Here is a 16,472-nt window from a genome sequence, read left to right on the forward strand (position 1 = left end):
TAATACCTATGAATGATTATGATATGGAAAAAGTTCGTGCTTCTTTACACTATTTTCGCCATGAGCTAAAAGTCCTCTTAGATTTGCTGGAAAGCTATGAGATGTCAGACTATGAGCAGAAAACACAATTGCAGCAAAATCTGATAATTCAATTCAAAAGGTATAAAGAAAAGTTAAAAAGAGAAATAAAAATTTTGATTGAATACGATAGCAGTCTGCTGAGTTCAGATTATCTCTTACCTTGTTTGGCAGTTGCCTTTACGTATCTCCAAGATATTGGAGTAAATCGCATTAACCCGAATAGTATCCAAAGGGTTGTCCAACAGATAAAAAAGGCTTACTTTTATATGGAACGCTGTGATCATGACTTTGAAACAAACAAATAGAAAAAGGCAGCCAACCGGCTGCCTTTTATTTGGTGACTATATTATTTTCCGATAAACATTTGAGTCCAGTAGTTACCTTCTTCCACATGACCTACACCAATGTGAGTGAAGTTTTCATTCATGATATTAGCACGGTGACCTTCAGAATTCATCCAAGCATTCACAACTTCTTCAGGGCTTTGTTGACCTTGTGCAATGTTCTCCCCTGCAGTGTTGTACTGAATTCCATATTTCTTCATCATATCAAATGGAGATCCGTGAGTCGGGCTGTTATGAGAGAAATAATTGTTTTGTTGCATGTCTTTAGACTTGTCTTTCGCTACTTTGCTTAATTCTTCATCTAATTCAAGTGGTGCTAAACCTTGTTTTTCACGCTCAGCGTTAGTTAATTCTACCACTTTCTTTTCAAACTCACTTACAGCACCAGCAGTTTGTTCAGTTGCTGGTTTTTCAGCATTTTGTTGTGGTGCTTGTTGTTGTGGTGATGGAGCTTCTTGCTTTGGTGCTTCCTGTTTCGGTGCTTCAGCAGGAGCTTCCGCTTTTTCTTCCTTTGGAGCTTCTACTTTTTCAGCAGGTTTCTGTTCAGCTTGTTTTGGTGCTTCTTTTTCAACTGCTTCAGCAGAAGGTGCGCCATTTAGGTTAACTTTTACGCCGTATTTTTCTTCAAGATCTTTCACATAACCATCTAAGAACGCTTTTGCATCTTCTTGATTTGTGAATGCTTTATTACTATTAAATGAAATGACTTTGTTTGTTAAGTCACATGTTGGATTTGTTGGTGCGTTTGATTCTGCTTTCGCATTCATTCCGAATGGTGCCGCAGTTAGTACAGCTGCAGTTGTTACAGCAGTGATGATAGATTTTTTGTTGATTTTCATAGGTGTGTTTCCCCCTTGAAGTTTTTTGTGTTGCTTTCTTGCTACACGAAAATCATACCACGGGTTTTGTGTAATATTAGAGGAATAATATAGAAAATGAAAACGTATAATTTCAATTATTATCCATATACTGAAAAACTCTTTATGTATCAACGGATTTCATGGAGTGGCTAATTCAATCAATCTTCAAGCATTTTTCCAGTAAAATGAAACAAATTAAAATTATACTAATAAAATGGTGTTGACAAGTTTTTATACGGTCCATTTTATTACAAAATAGTTCTGTTATATTACATTCTTTACAGGAAATCTTACTCTTTTGGATAATAATTCCTCTCCAAACAAACTAAAACACCAAGCTCTATTAAAAAGCTTGGTGTTCTAAACAAAACTATTTTTCTATCCAAGTAAACATATACTTCTTATCTTCTATACTGTGTGCTTTTTTTACAACTTTCAATGGCTTGAATGTATCAATCATGACTGCAAGCTCCAAGGTCTCTTTCTTCCCTATGCTTGCCTCGGTGGTACCTGGATGCGGGCCATGCGGAATGCCTGATGGATGCAACGTAATGGATCCTTCCTCTATTCCTTTTCTGCTCATGAAGTTCCCTGCCACATAATATAGCAGTTCATCACTGTTCACGTTACTATGATAATAAGGTGCCGGTATTGCTTCTGGGTGGTAATCGTACAATCTTGGCACAAAGGAACATACAACAAAGTTATGACCTTCAAATGTCTGATGAACTGGAGGTGGCTGGTGAACCCTACCTGTTATTGGCTCAAAATCTTCTATATTAAATACCCATGGATAGAGGTAACCATCCCACCCAACAACATCAAGTGGGTGGTGACCAAGTACATGTGAATGCAAATAGCCCCTTGTTTTGGTGATTACTTCATACTCACCTTTGTCTGTATATGTTTCCAACATTTCAGGTCCCCTAAAGTCACGTTCGCAAAATGGACTGTGTTCCAACATCTGGCCATATTCATTGCGATACCTTCTAGGTGTGGTTAGTTGACTAAAAGATTCGATGAAGAGAATTTTTGTTTCTTCTTTAGGAACGACGCGGTAGATAGTACCGATTGGTAAGGTCACATAATCTCCTGGGCGGTATGTGATTGTCCCGAACATGGTCTCCACTTTACCTGAACCGTAATGAATGAAAAGTAGTTCATCTCCGTCACCATTTCGGTAATAATTCTCCATTTTCTCCGTGACCAGTGCTGTTCCTATTAAAAGATCACTGTTGCCTAATAAGTATTCTCTGGCATCTAATGCGTTTCCTTTTGTCTCTAATGATGTGGTTAGTAGGTGGCGGTGATTCAGGGCTTCTTGATCTTCATATTCTGGCATATAGCTGCCAAGCACCGTGGATTTTACCACTTCTGTCGGCAGGTAGTGATGATAGAGAATGGATTGTGTACCTGAGAATCCTTTGGTACCCATTACTTGTTCTCTATATAATGTCCCGTCTTCTTTTTTAAACATCGTGTGGCGTTTATGTGGTATTTCTCCCATTTTACGATAATACATGAGCTCACCTCATATCATAGTAGTTATCTAATTGTGTTTTTTAATGTTCCTAGACCTGTGATGGTTAGTTCAACTTCATCACCGGGTTGTAGCCAGCGGTGTACTTCTGTACCGAGTTCTAGGATGCAGCCCGTACCAACCGTTCCTGATCCTATCACTTCTCCAGGGTATAATGTAACATCGGCTGAAGCTCTTTCAATCATTTGAGCAAATGTATAATGAATCTGCTTGAAATTCCCTTTAGAAAGTAGACTTCCATTAACAGAAGCAGTCATTTCTAAGTTGTACTCTTTATCTGTTTTAAACGACTCAAGTTCATCTGGTGTCACAATGACTGGTCCCAAAGATGTGGCAAAATCTTTTCCCTTTGCTGGGCCCAATCCTACCTTCATCTCTTTTGCTTGAAGGTCCCTTGCACTCCAGTCATTCATGATGCAATAGCCGAATATGTACTCGTCGGCATCTTGTGCCATTATATCTGTGCCTTCTTTTCCAATGATGCAGGCGATTTCCAGCTCGTAATCCATCCATTCACAAGCGGATGGCTTGTCAATAAACTCTTCAGGACCTTTAATAGCCATGTGATTGGTAAAATAGAACACAGGCATTTCATACCACTCCGGGATTACCTCAAGCCCTCTTCTGGCCCTTGCCGTCTTTACATGCTCCTCAAATGCATAGAAATCACGGACGCTTACAGGTTTAGGCAGTGGTGCAAGGAGTGTGACCTCGTTCCTTTTATACCTTCCTTTTTCGCTATCACTTTCTGAGTGCAGTGCCACAATATCTTTGAATTTTTCATATTGATTAATTAATGTTAAAAGATCGCTCGGTAATAGACCATCGGATGCTTCGTTCATATCGACAACAACGTCATCTTGTATCCAGCCGGCTCTATTGTCATCCGAATCTTTTTTAAAGGTTATAAATTTCATGACAAACCCTCACATTTTTTATTTGCGTTGAAGTTCAAACATATCACTGATGGCCTTTGTATACATACTTCCTGCCATTCTCCCTACTGGATTCAATTTCTTGGTATCAATTTTCCCTTCATAATAAAGGTCATCTGAAATATGGAAACTCTCCACTTTTCCAATTACAAGGCTTCCTGAACCTGGCGCATCACCGAAATGCAACACTTCATGAAGTGTGCATTCCATTTGAACAAGACTCTCCTTCACTCTTGGTGGGGTAACTAGGAGACTAGGTTCTTTTGTAAAACCTGATTCTACAAATTCATCCACATCGCTTGGAAATTCGGTCGCTGTTATATTCATTTGCTCTACTATTTCTTCGCTGACAATATTAATCACAAATTCCTTTGTGCTTTCAATATTCAGTAAAGTGTCCTTTTTTGACCCATCTGTCCCTCTTCGCATAGGAGAAAAGCAGACTAGCATCGGCTCTGCACTGATCGCTGTAAAAAAGCTGAAAGGAGCGATGTTTGCATTTCCTTCATTATTAATAGAAGAAACTAGTGCAATCGGTCTTGGCAAGATTGAACCAACCATCAACTTATATGCATCTTTCCAGGCAAGGTTGCTTGGTTGTATATCCATGTTCGTCCACCTGCTTTCCTACAAATTTTTTAACGTCTCAATAAAGTAACTGTTATCTTCCATAGAACAAATGGTGACGCGTATACTGTTCGGATATCCTAAAGCAGCACCTGATTTAACCAAGATCCCTTTTGTAAGTAATTTTTGAGTGATTTCGTTTCCATCCTTGCCGATATGTATCATCATGAAATTCGCTTGTGTAGGGAAATAGGAAAAACCAAGCTTTGTTAGTTCAGTCTCCAAATAGGTTCTTCCTTCTTCATTACGAAGGATACACTCTCTCCTGAATTCCTGGTCTGCTATCGCTTCTATTGCAGCTGCCTGTGCTAACTGGTTAACATTGAATACCTCTTTAACCTTGTTCAATTCAGCTGATATGGAAGGATCCATAATGCCATAACCAATTCTTAATCCCGCCAATCCATATACTTTAGAAAACGTTCGTAAAATGACAAGATTGGAGTGCCTCTTCAGTAAAGGAATGGATGACAGATATTCATCACTTGTTGCGTACTCATAGTAAGCTTCATCTAGGACGATCAATATATGCTCCGGCACTTTTTCAATGAAGGAAATAAGTTCAGCCTTTTTTACAATGGTCCCAGTCGGATTATTAGGATTGCAGACAAAAATCATTTTCGTCTGTTCGGTAATGGTAGCGAGCATGGCAGTCAAATCATGAACGCCATTCTTCAATGGAACGATCACAGGCTTGCCGCCTTCAATGGACACGTTGGTTTTGTATCTCGGGAAAGTGATATCGGCCATAATGGCTTCTTCCTCACCATTTAAAAAAGCCCGGATCAATAGTCTGATAATTTCATCAGAACCATTGCCTATAAACAATTGATTTTGTGCAACTCCCAAAAAACCACTCAATTTGCTGGATAGAGCTCTAGCGGAACCGTCGGGATAAGTAAATAGATAATCAAGCTTTTGCATTAATTGATTTTTTACTAATGGCGAACAACCGAATACATTTTCAATTTCAGACATGTTTACTATTTTCTCGATTCCTAATTCGCTCTGTATATCCTGCAAGCTTTTCCCTAAAGGGTAGGCAGCAATATGTTGAAGAATTTTCCTGCTTTTTACTTTTACCGCCATTGGTTAATCTACCTCCTATAAAAAAGGGAGGAAACTGGTCCTCCCTTTGTGACTTTTTTACAGATTCCCTCTTAATTCTTGTTCTCTTTCAATGGATTCAAATAACGCTTTGAAGTTTCCTTCACCAAAGCCTTTTGCACCCTTCCGTTGAATTACTTCAATAAAAAGAGTTGGTCTGTCTACAATCGGTTTTGTAAATATCTGAAGTAAGTATCCCTCATCATCTCGGTCAACCAGAATGCTCAGCTCGCGAAGCTTTGCAATTTCCTCATCAATCTCCCCAACTCTTTCTGACAACATTTCATAGTAAGTATCAGGAGTATTAAGGAACTCTACGCCATTTTCCTTTAATTTGCTTACTGTCTGTACAATATCTTCCGTCAGGATTGCAATATGTTGAACACCGGCACCATTATAGAACTCCAAGTATTCTTCAATTTGTGATTTTCTTTTTCCTTCAGCAGGTTCATTGATTGGGAATTTAATTCTTCCGCCATTGTGCATTACTTTAGACATAAGCGCGGAATATTCTGTGTTAATATCTTTATCTGTGAAGTGAGTCATTTCCTTGAAGCCCATCACTTTTTCATAATAAGCGACCCATTCTTCCATTTGCTCTACGTTCCCTACCACATGATCAATACCGATAATACCTGCGTCTTTAACCGGTGTGGAGTTCGTGTATGCTCTGAATCCAGGCATGAATACTCCACTATAATTTTTACGTTCAACCAGTGTGTGGATGGTATCTCCGTATGTACCAATTACCGCTTTTTTCAATGTACCGTGCTCGTCTGTCAGCTCTTGTGGAGGCTGGATGGCGATTGCTCCTCTTTCCACTGCTCCGTTGTAAGCACTTTCAACATCTTCTACGACAAGTGCAATATCCTTTACTCCGTCCCCATGCTTTTTAACAAACTCAGAAATTTTTGTATCCTGTTTAAGTGAACCTGTAATGACAAGTCGTACATTACGTTGCTTTAATACATAGGACACCGTCTCCCTGTTGCCTGTTTCTAACCCAGAATAAGCTATAGGTTGAAAACCGAATGTGGTGGCAAAAAAATGTGATGCTTGCTTGGCGTTACCTGTGTAGATCTCCAAATAGTCCACATCTTTTACAGGAAATACTTCTTCCGCTTGATCTTTTACTTGCATCGTTTTTTCTACGTTCATAAATACCCCTCCTAATTTTTATCTAAAAAATATTATTATTCTGAATATAATATAATCTATAATTTTCATAGTCTGCAAGAGTCTCGTTTAAAGCTAGAATGCTTTGACGCGCCAACGTGTCAAGACGAAGTCACTTTTTGTTTCGTCGCTCTAGGGACCTTATGAATTGCTATTCCCTCAAGATCCTCGACTGACTCCCACATGCTTTCGCTCACACTTGGATGCGGGTAAGATGGAAATAACATATCCTCTTGTCTTGCAACCATTTCTAAAGCAATTGTTCCTGTACTGATCATTTCCACCGCTTGGGCTCCCATTATATGAATACCTAAAACCAGATCGGATTTTGAATCTGTTACCGTTTTAGTAAAGCCTTCTTTTTGCCCAAGAATGCTTGCATAACCATTTGTTTGCAGGGTGCTTTCCCCTACCTTTACTTCAAATCCATTTTCAATCGCAACTGTTTCCGTCATCCCGACAGTTGCAATGGGAGGAATGGTCTGCACGATTCTAGGAAGAAAAGTAAGATCGAACTCAGAGTGATGGCCTGCGATATTTTCCGCTGCCACCTTCCCTTGTTTTATCGCTTTTACCGCCAAGGCCGGGCCTTCTGTAATATCACCAATTGCATAAATGGAAGCAATATTTGTACGGCACGCTTCATTAATTTTTATAAAACCTTCCTCACACAAATGAATGCCTGCTCGCTGAAGACCAAGTGATTCTGTTACCGGGTTTCTTTCTTCGGCACAATAAAGGTGTGAACTTTCCAAAACGACGGATTCATTCTTACCGTGATCAAATGCCACTTCCCACTGATTCTCATCGAACCTGAACTTAGGAGTTGTGTCAGTCTTATAGAGCTTTATTTTTTGCTTTTTCAACTGTCTCTGCAATTCTTTGTTAATGGCAGGCTCAAATGTAAATTCATGCTGACCTGGAGGAAGAATCAATGTTACCTTTGACCCTAGACTGTTAAATGTAGTTGCAGCTTCAAGGGTAAAATCATCGTTTCCATATAAAATAAGTTCACTTGGCAACTTCTCCAGATTCCAGATGGAAGTAGGTGTCAATGAATGGTGATGTATTTCTGCGATTGGCTTTTTACTGCACCCAGAAGCTATGATTGCATCTTTGAAGGTAAAGGTATCATATTGATGCCCATTCTCTACCCCTATTTTACTGGCAGATATAAAAGAGGCTTCTCCCGTTATGATCTCGATTTTGTTTGCTTTGCATAATGCCACAACACCTTGAAGCAGTTGCTCCACAACCTTCTTTTTGTGTTCCTGTAAACTCGGCAAATCGAATGTTACCCCGCTCGTATCCAACCCCAGTTGTTGAAAAGTTTCCATCCGTTGAAATGACTGAGCTGCTGCTGTATGTATTTTGGATGGGATACATCCTTCATTTAAGCAGACACCGCCAAGCTTATTTTTCTCAATAATGGTAACCTGCCGACCTAACTGCGCCGCTCTGATTGCAGAGTGATAACCCCCCGGGCCTCCACCGATCACTATTACATCCCGTTCTTGCGTAAGTTCGCCTACAACCATTTAAACCAGCTCCAGCATTAATAATTTTGGTTCTTCTAAAAGTTGAGTCAGCCTATTGGTAAATGCCACTGCTGTCGCTCCATCTGCCACACGATGATCGAATGACATGGAAATGTTCATGATGGAACGTATAACAATCTCATCCTGCTCATTTACAACCGGACGTTTTTTGGTTTTATGGAATGAGATCAATCCCACTTCCGGCTGATTGATAATTGGCGTAGCACCAATACTTCCTCCTAGAGGACCAACATTGCTGATGGTAAAACTGCCTCCGGTCAATTCTTTCATGGAAAGCTTATTGTCCTGGGCCTTTTGGGTTAACTCTTTTAAATTGGCATGGATTTCTTTTAATGATTTTCTCTCTACATTGCGGATCACAGGGACAATCAATCCATCTTCTGTGTCTGTGGCTATCCCGATATGATGTTCTTTTATCAATTCGATTGTCTCTTCCTGCTCATTCAATCTGGCATTAAAGATTGGATAGTCTTTTAAGGCGATGGAGATGGCTTTAAGGAATAAAGCAGTTGCTGATATGCTTTGATTGCTTTTTTTCCAAATCTCCCTGTGTTCTAATAAATTTGTCACATCTATTTCTTCAAAATGGGTGCAATGCGGTATGGTAAGCAGTGACTGTGACATTTTCTTGCCTATTTGTTTTCTTCGTCCTCTAAATGGAATGATTGTTGTAGCTTCTTGCTGATTATTGGATTCTGTTTGTGTTCGAGATTGCTGAACTGGCTGTTCTTTTATTTCAACTTTTGGTGTAGGTTGCTTTTTACTTTCTATGAATCTATATACATCTTCATCTGTGATTCTTCCGGCAGGACCGGTCCCCTCAACCTGTTCAATATCAACTTCCGCGTCCCTTGCAATCTTTCTTGTATATGGGGTAGCCATGATTCTAAAAGATTTAAGCTTTGTTGGTTGTTGATGCTCTCTTGGTGCTTCCACAACTTTTGAGGAGATGTTTTTTTGTGTAGAGTTGGAAGAAGTTATTGTTTCCTTCCCGGCTGAATCAGCTTCTAATATAAATAAAGTGGTACCAACTGAAATGGTCTCCCCTTCTTTAACCAAGATTTCTTTGATTACCCCAGCTCGTGGCGCTGGTATTTCGGCAGTCATTTTATCTGTCTGTACCTCCACCAGAGGCTCATCAGGCTTCACTTTATCTCCTTTTTTAACAAAGAAAGTTAAAATATCAGCCTGTGTCATACCTTCGCCAATATCATGAAGTTTGACCTCGATCATACTGTGAACCCCCTTTTACTAAAACTTCATCACTTTATTTACTGCTGCAATGACCCTGTCAGTAGTTGGCAAATAGTAGTCTTCAAAACCAAAATAAGGAACTGGAACGTCAAATCCAGTCACTCGCTCCACCGGCGCTTTTTGATAGAGGAACGATGTTTCATTGATGATGGCAAGCACATCACCACTTACACTTGTTGCAGCATGAGCTTCGTGCACAATAACCGTTCTCCCGGTTTTTTGTACAGATTCCGCAATAATATCTTTGTCAATCGGGTAGAGGCTTCTCAGGTCGATCACTTCACAACTTACACCCTCAGACTCTAGTTTTTTTGCAGATTGAAGGGCAACCGGAATCATCGCTCCCCATGCAATGATGGAAACATCCTCCCCTTCCCTGCAAACCTTTCCTTTTCCGATTTCCACAGTATATTTTCCTTCAGGCACTTCTTCCCTGACAGAACGATAACAACGCATCGGCTCTAAAAATAGTACTGGATCTGGATCTTCGATTGCAGCAATCAATAATCCTTTGGCGTCATATGGGTTAGACGGGCAAACAACCTTGATACCTGGCATATGGGTGAAAATTGCTTCTGTACTATCTGAATGGATTTCCGGGGCCCTGACTCCTGCTCCATATGGTGCACGAATCACCATAGGGACGGTATAATGCCCCATCGTTCTTGCCCTGATTCTTGATGCATGGGTCATGATTTGTTCGTAGGCAGGATAAATAAATCCAAGAAATTGGATCTCTGTAACGGGACGGAACCCATTTATCGCCATTCCGATTGCAGCTCCTATAAAACCAGCTTCACTTAAAGGGGTATCCATCACTCGATCTTCCCCGAATTTTTGTTGCAGTCCTTCGGTAGCCCTGAAAACACCACCATTGACCCCAATATCTTCTCCCATAAGCAGAACATTTTCGTCCTCACGGAGCATGGTGTCCAGTCCATCTGTAATGGCCTGAACCATTGTCAATGTTCTAGTCTTTACTGCCGTTTCCATTATGCTTCACCTCTCATCAGTTGAAGAAGTTCCTTTTTCTGTTGCTCAATTCCCCATGTAGGTTGTTCAAATACATAATCAAACATATCAGCAGGGTTTGCCTTTGGAAAACTCTCCATCTCTTCTATGGAAGAATCGACTTCTTGAGAGAGCTCTGCTAACATTGATTGTTTAAGTTCTTCGTTGAACCAGCCTTTTCCTTTCATAAAGCGTTCAAGGCGTAGTATCGGATCGTCCTCCCGCCTTTTTTCACTTTCCGATTGGTCTCGATATTTGGTAGGATCGTCAGCTGTCGTATGTGCACCATATCTCCACGTAACCGCTTCAATTAAAGTGGGACCTTCACCATTTCTTGCTTGTTCCAAAGAGTCCAGTGTATGAAAATAGACAGCAAAAATATCATTTCCGTCTATGCGAATACTTCTCATATCATATGCGAGTGCTTTTTGGGCAATTGTTTCTGTATTCATTTGTTTGGAAAGTGGTACAGAAATGGCGAAATGATTGTTTTGGTTGAAAAATACAACTGGCGCCTTCAAAACGCTAGCAAAATTTAAACCTTCGTGGAAATCCCCTTCAGATGTTGCTCCATCGCCAAAATAAACGATACTTGCGTTTCTAGTGCCTTTTCTTTTTTCCGCGTATGCCGCTCCTACAGCATGTGGGAGTTGCGTGGCTATTGGGATCCCTGGTGGAAATACTTTTTTCCCATTTGCCGGTATACACCCTTCATTTCTCCCATTCCAAAATAGGAGAATGTTGCGTAGAGAGTGACCGAACGTCATAGTAGCACCGTGATCCCTATAAGACGGAAATAACCAGTCTTCTTCCTGGAGCGCCATCGCACTTCCAACTTGTGATGCCTCTTGTCCCTCATACGGTGCATAAGTGCCGATACGACCTTGACGTTGAAGGCTTACACATTTTTTATCAAAGGTACGAATTCTAAGTACATGCCTATACATCGACTTTGCAAGTTCTTCTGTCATTCTTTCTTCGTAGGATTTATCAAGTATATTCCCTTGATTATCGATAACCTGAATAATAGGAAATTGATTGTTCACCTTATTTCCCCCTCTGTTAAACTCGTACAGACCACTTCGGTCGCTTGGAATGAGTAAAGAAGCTGTTTCTTCTGCTTCTGTCTACAAGTCTTTGTTCGCAGAAATTATTTGCTGCTTCTACCGTGGTAATATTCATTTTTTCAGCTTCCTTGTAAACATCCATCAAAGAATTGTAGATGGCCATTGTTTTGCGAAGAACACGCTCTTTGTTTGGTTCATATAGTTCATCTGCCACTTGTATAAGCCCACCCGCATTTACGATGTAATCTGGTGCATAGAGAATCCCTTTTTCTTGCAGCATGGCACAATGGTGATTTTCAATCAGTTGATTATTTGCTGAACCTACCACTGCTTTCACCTTCAATTGTTCGATTGTCTGATCATTGATGATTCCACCAAGAGCGCACGGTACAAACACATCTGCATCAACCGAGTATATTTCATCTCCGCCAACCACTTTAATTCCTGCGCCAACTTCCTTGGCTTTTGCAACAAGTTGATTGATGGCGAATTCATTTATATCGGAAACATAAATGTCAGCGCCGGCATTCATGAGCTGCTCTGCCACCTTTGCCCCAACCTTCCCGAGCCCTTGAATGGCATAACTTTTCCCGTAAAGATTCTTTGAACCCCAGAGTGTAAGGTTTGTCGCTTCGATTCCATAAATAACTCCTTGAGCCGTTGGCACGGAGGAGTCTCCACTTCCGCCATACACCTCATCCACACCGACAATACAATTTGTTTCCTTTAGGGCATGCACAAAATCCTCAGGAGATGTCCCCATATCTGTACCTGTGTAAAAACGTCCATTTAAAGACTCTACAAACTGTCCGAAAGCTCTGAACAGCTCCGGGGTTTTGTCTTTATTAGGATCACCGATGATGACCGCTTTTCCTCCGCCAAAGTCCACGTCCGCTGCGGCACATTTATATGTCATTCCTTTTGAAAGACGGAGAACGTCATATAGAGCCGCATCGACAGAGTGATATGGCTGCATCCTGCATCCACCTAAGGCAGGCCCTAATGTTGTGTTATGTATGGCAATAATGGCCTTCAGCCCGGTATCAGGATCATTGCAAAAAACTACTTGTTGGTGTTGTTGAATCTTATCAAACATTTCCATTCCCCCAACTTCAGAAGTAAGCGTTTTCATATTTGTCAAAGCAACCACCCTTTATCAATTATTCTTGTAGTCTATCAAAGCTTCAATTTTTCTTTTAGGTAATACAACTTGCGTAACTTCCCCTTCGCCAATCAATCTGTCATTAGATAAAACTAATACTTTTGTGATAATGAAGTTTTTCTTTAGACCGACGATGGTTGCTTCTAAAGTCAAAACGGTTCCCTCTGTTGCCGGAGCCAGATGCTTAACTTTTACTTCTGCACCCATTCCTTCTTCTGTCTCATCCAAAACCCCTAAAATTATTTGCCGAGAAACCCACTCCATGTGATAGACCATCATTGCAGTGGAATACACAGGATGCACCACTTTCCCTTCAAACTGGGCAAACATTTTGTTTGTAACCGTGATTCGGATGCTATGTTTGGCACCTATAGTTAGATCTGGCTTCATGTTTACACCCCAAAACGTATAACGTTTATTTAACGCTATAATAACATTCCGTTAAATGAACCGTCAATAAATTGTAGAAATTTTATAAATAGTCAATCTTAAAAGTCCAGGAGAACAAATTAAAATCGATAATGCAACCTAAAACCACGTCCCAAGTAAGATTTTAATCTCTTAGGACGTATCTCGCATTTCGCATAGCTTTGAAATCTTGACCTTGGCCGGATCTTGCCTTTGCGCTTCATCTTTGACAATTTCAATGAAATTTCATTGTCACCAAGGTCTTCATAACTGCGATGAGGACCATTCTCCACCTTTTTCCTCGTCACGGAGGTCTTCATCCCAACGAATCCAGCATTCCATTTTTTTATAATTTCTTAAACGATAAAAAAGAGGAAAATGATTATGTCATTTTCCCCTTTTCTTATTCAACTAAGCAACGCTCTGTCGTTAGTCATGGCTTGTCCGCGTATTCGTTGGAATTCAGCTAACAATCTCTCAATGGTAAGAGATTTCTTTTCTTCTTCCTCTACTTCGAGAATAATTTGGCCTTTGTCCATCATGATTAAACGATTGCCAAGATCTAGCGCCTGTTGCATGTTATGGGTCACCATAAGCGTTGTCAATCCCTTGTCTGCCACAATCTCTTTTGTGATATTGGTAATCAACTCTGCACGGGATGGATCAAGTGCAGCGGTATGTTCATCCAATAAAAGAATATCAGGCTCTGTAAATGTTGCCATCAAAAGAGACAATGCTTGTCTTTCTCCACCCGATAGCAACCCCACTTTTGCACTTAACCTGTTTTCCAAACCAAGATGCAACTTTTCCAAGACTTCTTTGAAATAAGTTTTTCTCTTTTTCGTAACGCCCATCTTTAATGTACGGTTTTTGTTGCGGGAGTATGCCATTGCCAGGTTTTCCTCGATGGTCATGGTTGGAGCTGTTCCCGCCATAGGGTCCTGGAACACCCTTCCGATATATTTGGCTCTTCTGTGCTCTGCCATATACGTGACATCTCGGCCATCAATTTCTACTTTTCCCGTATCGGGTGTCAGCACTCCTGAGATCATATTCATCAGAGTAGACTTTCCGGCACCGTTACTCCCAATAATAGTGACAAAATCTCCTTTTTTTAACGAGAGATTGATCGTATCAAGCGCATTTTTTTCATCTAATGTACCTTCATTAAATATTTTGTTAATCTGTGTTAAATGTAGCACGTTGATCCCCCTTTTCATTGGCAGATTGTAGAGATCTAAGCTTTAACATCTTTTGTCTCTTCCGCTTTCTATCTTTGTAGCTATCAATGAATTTAGGTGTGATCAGTGCCAATATTACTATCGTTGCTGTAATGGCTTTTAGGTCCCCTGTTTCTAAAAAATCCACCCTTAATGCAAGCGTCACGACAATACGATAGATGATGGCGCCACCAATTACGGCAAAAGTGGTCCATGCAATCGTCCTGGTACCGAAAATAGCCTCTCCGATAATAACAGATGCTAACCCGATGATAATCATCCCGATTCCCATTCCAACGTCTGCATACCCGCCATGCTGGGCAATCAGTGCACCTGAAAATGCAACCATGGCATTGGAAATTCCTAAACCAACAATGACTAATCCGCTTGTGTTGGCAGAAAGGCTTCGAATCATCCGTTTATTATCACCTGTAGCTCTGATTGCCAAGCCGATTTCTGTCTTCAAAAATAAATCAGTTATAATTTTTATGGCAAACGTCACTATCAACATGATGAAGATGATTCCCCACGTTTTAGGTACAAATGCACCTAAACCGATAGTGGAGAAAATATTGTTTAAAAACTCATCTATTCCGGTATTCCCCCACCAGGAACGGATGTTGGTGAAAAAGGTATCACTATTTAATAATGGGACATTCGATCGTCCCATTATTCGCAAATTAATAGAGTATAAAGCGATCATCATCAATATACCTGACAATAGCGGATTAATCTTTCCAAACGTATGTAAGGATCCAGTAATGCAGCCTGCGATAAATCCTGCAAACATCGCCACCACTGTAGCTGTGATAGGACTATATCCGCTGACAATCATTGTCGCAGCAACTGCAGCGCCAGTTACAAAACTACCATCTACCGTCAAATCGGGAAAATCAAGGACCCTAAAGGAAAGATATACCCCTAGGGCCATGATTGCGTAGATGATTCCCAATTCGACTGAACCAAAAATTGCTGTTACCATGTCAGAATCATCTCCTCGTTGTCTTAAAATTTCTTATTTTTCATCATAGAACTCTGCGAACTCCGTCCAAGCATCTTGCACTTCCAAGCCTTGAGCTTCAGCAGCTTCTGTATTGATGGTTAATTTCAAGCTTTGAGGGTAGGATACTGGAATTTCAGAAGGGTCCTTTTCACCTTTTAATACTTGAACAGCCATTAAACCCGTCTCATAACCTAAGTCATAATAGTTGAATCCACTTGCCGCAACTGCCCCAGCTTCCATGGAATCAAGATCTCCTGCAAATAAAGGAATCTTTTCATTAGTTGCAACGGTTATAAGTGATTGAATAGCTGAAACAACCGTGTTATCAGTAGGCATATAGATAGCATCCACTCTTCCAATAAGAGATTCTGCAGCCTGTTGAACTTCTGCAGATGTAGAAACCGATGCTTCTACTAGAGTTCCGCCTTTTTCCTCAACAAGACTTTTCACTGTTTCTACCTGAACAACAGAGTTTTGTTCACCCGTATTGTAAATAACTCCGATATTCTTCGCCCCAAGCTCATCTACCATGAAATTGATGGTAGTAGCAATGGCATCAGGGTGTGTATCTGAAGTACCTGTGATGTTTTCACCTGGCTTATCAAAGGATTCTATAAGTTCTGCACCAACAGGATCAGTTACAGATGTAAAAATGATAGGAATGTCTTTTGTCGCCTGCAATGCGCTTTGTGCACTTGGAGTAGAATTAGCGAAAATCATGTCCACTTCATCAGCAACAAACTTGTCTGCAATAGGCTTGTTATTATTCGGATCTCCCTGAGCATTTTGAACATCATATTTAACATTGTCGCCTTCTTTGTAGCCATTGTCTTCTAGTGCCTTCTTGAAACCTTCAAACGCAGCATCCAAAGAAGGATGCTCAGCAATTTGGGTTACCCCTACAACCACTTGATCCTTTGCATCCCCGCTTGTTGAATCGGAACTACAGCCGACCAGTAAAGCAGCACAGGCCATACTTGCCAAAATAGATTTCATCTTGAACTTTTTCATACTTATCCCCCTTATATATGTTTTTAAGCTACATAAAATTATGTAAGCTATTGAAACCGTTTACAATGTTGTTTCGTCTATGATGAATAAAATGACATTCGTTTTTT

Annotated in this window: 16 protein-coding genes; 1 reads left to right on the top strand and 15 read right to left on the bottom strand. The window is 40.5% G+C overall.

Translation table 11 applies throughout. The features are described from left to right. The first annotated feature begins 8 nt into the window (after window positions 1-8). Window positions 9-386 carry a hypothetical protein gene (locus LG307_RS11645; RefSeq protein WP_404441968.1) on the top strand — a complete coding sequence of 126 codons (378 nt, stop codon included), beginning with the start codon at window positions 9-11 and terminating at the stop codon, window positions 384-386. 41 nt (window positions 387-427) lie between these two features. On the opposite strand, the gene LG307_RS11650 is transcribed toward LG307_RS11645, so the two are convergent. The 15 genes from LG307_RS11650 to LG307_RS11720 all read right to left on the bottom strand — a co-directional run bounded on the left by LG307_RS11650 (window position 428) and on the right by LG307_RS11720 (window position 16,365). Then, window positions 428-1,264: a CAP domain-containing protein gene (locus LG307_RS11650; RefSeq protein WP_404441970.1), complete on the bottom strand. Its 837-nt coding sequence runs from the start codon at window positions 1,262-1,264 to the stop codon at window positions 428-430. 391 nt (window positions 1,265-1,655) lie between these two features. After that, window positions 1,656-2,807 carry a homogentisate 1,2-dioxygenase gene (locus LG307_RS11655; RefSeq protein ID WP_404441972.1) on the bottom strand — a complete coding sequence of 384 codons (1,152 nt, stop codon included), beginning with the start codon at window positions 2,805-2,807 and terminating at the stop codon, window positions 1,656-1,658. 23 nt (window positions 2,808-2,830) lie between these two features. Then, complete coding sequence (locus LG307_RS11660; protein WP_404441974.1) at window positions 2,831-3,742, bottom strand: fumarylacetoacetate hydrolase family protein; 912 nt, start codon at window positions 3,740-3,742, stop codon at window positions 2,831-2,833. An 18-nt stretch (window positions 3,743-3,760) separates the two neighbouring features. Beyond that, entirely contained in the window at window positions 3,761-4,369 is a 609-nt protein-coding gene (locus tag LG307_RS11665; protein ID WP_404441976.1) for a flavin reductase family protein, read from the bottom strand. A gap of 18 nt (window positions 4,370-4,387) precedes the next feature. Beyond that, window positions 4,388-5,476 carry a histidinol-phosphate transaminase gene (gene hisC, locus LG307_RS11670; RefSeq protein ID WP_404441978.1) on the bottom strand — a complete coding sequence of 363 codons (1,089 nt, stop codon included), beginning with the start codon at window positions 5,474-5,476 and terminating at the stop codon, window positions 4,388-4,390. A 57-nt stretch (window positions 5,477-5,533) separates the two neighbouring features. Next, window positions 5,534-6,652, bottom strand: a complete 1,119-nt coding sequence (gene hppD, locus LG307_RS11675) for a 4-hydroxyphenylpyruvate dioxygenase (RefSeq protein WP_404441979.1) — start codon at window positions 6,650-6,652, stop codon at window positions 5,534-5,536. A 119-nt stretch (window positions 6,653-6,771) separates the two neighbouring features. Further along, window positions 6,772-8,208, bottom strand: coding sequence for a dihydrolipoyl dehydrogenase family protein (locus LG307_RS11680; protein ID WP_404441981.1), 1,437 nt, complete (start codon window positions 8,206-8,208; stop codon window positions 6,772-6,774). Then, the gene (locus LG307_RS11685; RefSeq protein WP_404450439.1) at window positions 8,209-9,459 is read right to left on the bottom strand and encodes a dihydrolipoamide acetyltransferase family protein; all 1,251 of its coding nucleotides are present in this window, start codon (window positions 9,457-9,459) and stop codon (window positions 8,209-8,211) included. 21 nt (window positions 9,460-9,480) lie between these two features. Continuing rightward, window positions 9,481-10,476 (bottom strand): alpha-ketoacid dehydrogenase subunit beta, encoded by a 996-nt coding sequence (locus tag LG307_RS11690; protein ID WP_404441982.1) that lies wholly within the window; start codon window positions 10,474-10,476, stop codon window positions 9,481-9,483. Further along, window positions 10,476-11,540, bottom strand: coding sequence for a pyruvate dehydrogenase (acetyl-transferring) E1 component subunit alpha (gene pdhA / locus LG307_RS11695; protein ID WP_404441984.1), 1,065 nt, complete (start codon window positions 11,538-11,540; stop codon window positions 10,476-10,478). The genes LG307_RS11690 and pdhA overlap by 1 nt, the downstream gene beginning before the upstream one ends. Before the next feature lie 16 nt (window positions 11,541-11,556). After that, window positions 11,557-12,693, bottom strand: coding sequence for a Leu/Phe/Val dehydrogenase (locus LG307_RS11700; protein WP_404450440.1), 1,137 nt, complete (start codon window positions 12,691-12,693; stop codon window positions 11,557-11,559). A 24-nt stretch (window positions 12,694-12,717) separates the two neighbouring features. Then, the gene (locus LG307_RS11705) at window positions 12,718-13,113 is read right to left on the bottom strand and encodes a thioesterase family protein (RefSeq protein ID WP_404441986.1); all 396 of its coding nucleotides are present in this window, start codon (window positions 13,111-13,113) and stop codon (window positions 12,718-12,720) included. A gap of 425 nt (window positions 13,114-13,538) precedes the next feature. Further along, window positions 13,539-14,333 (bottom strand): ABC transporter ATP-binding protein, encoded by a 795-nt coding sequence (locus tag LG307_RS11710; RefSeq protein WP_404441987.1) that lies wholly within the window; start codon window positions 14,331-14,333, stop codon window positions 13,539-13,541. Further along, complete coding sequence (locus LG307_RS11715; RefSeq protein WP_404441989.1) at window positions 14,311-15,333, bottom strand: ABC transporter permease; 1,023 nt, start codon at window positions 15,331-15,333, stop codon at window positions 14,311-14,313. The genes LG307_RS11710 and LG307_RS11715 overlap by 23 nt, the downstream gene beginning before the upstream one ends. Window positions 15,334-15,366: 33 nt before the next feature. After that, window positions 15,367-16,365 (bottom strand): ABC transporter substrate binding protein, encoded by a 999-nt coding sequence (locus LG307_RS11720; protein ID WP_404441990.1) that lies wholly within the window; start codon window positions 16,363-16,365, stop codon window positions 15,367-15,369. Window positions 16,366-16,472: the final 107 nt, after the last annotated feature.

This window comes from Sutcliffiella horikoshii, assembly GCF_044809035.1.
Taxonomy (GTDB): Bacteria; Bacillota; Bacilli; order Bacillales; family Bacillaceae_I; genus Sutcliffiella_A; species Sutcliffiella_A horikoshii_G.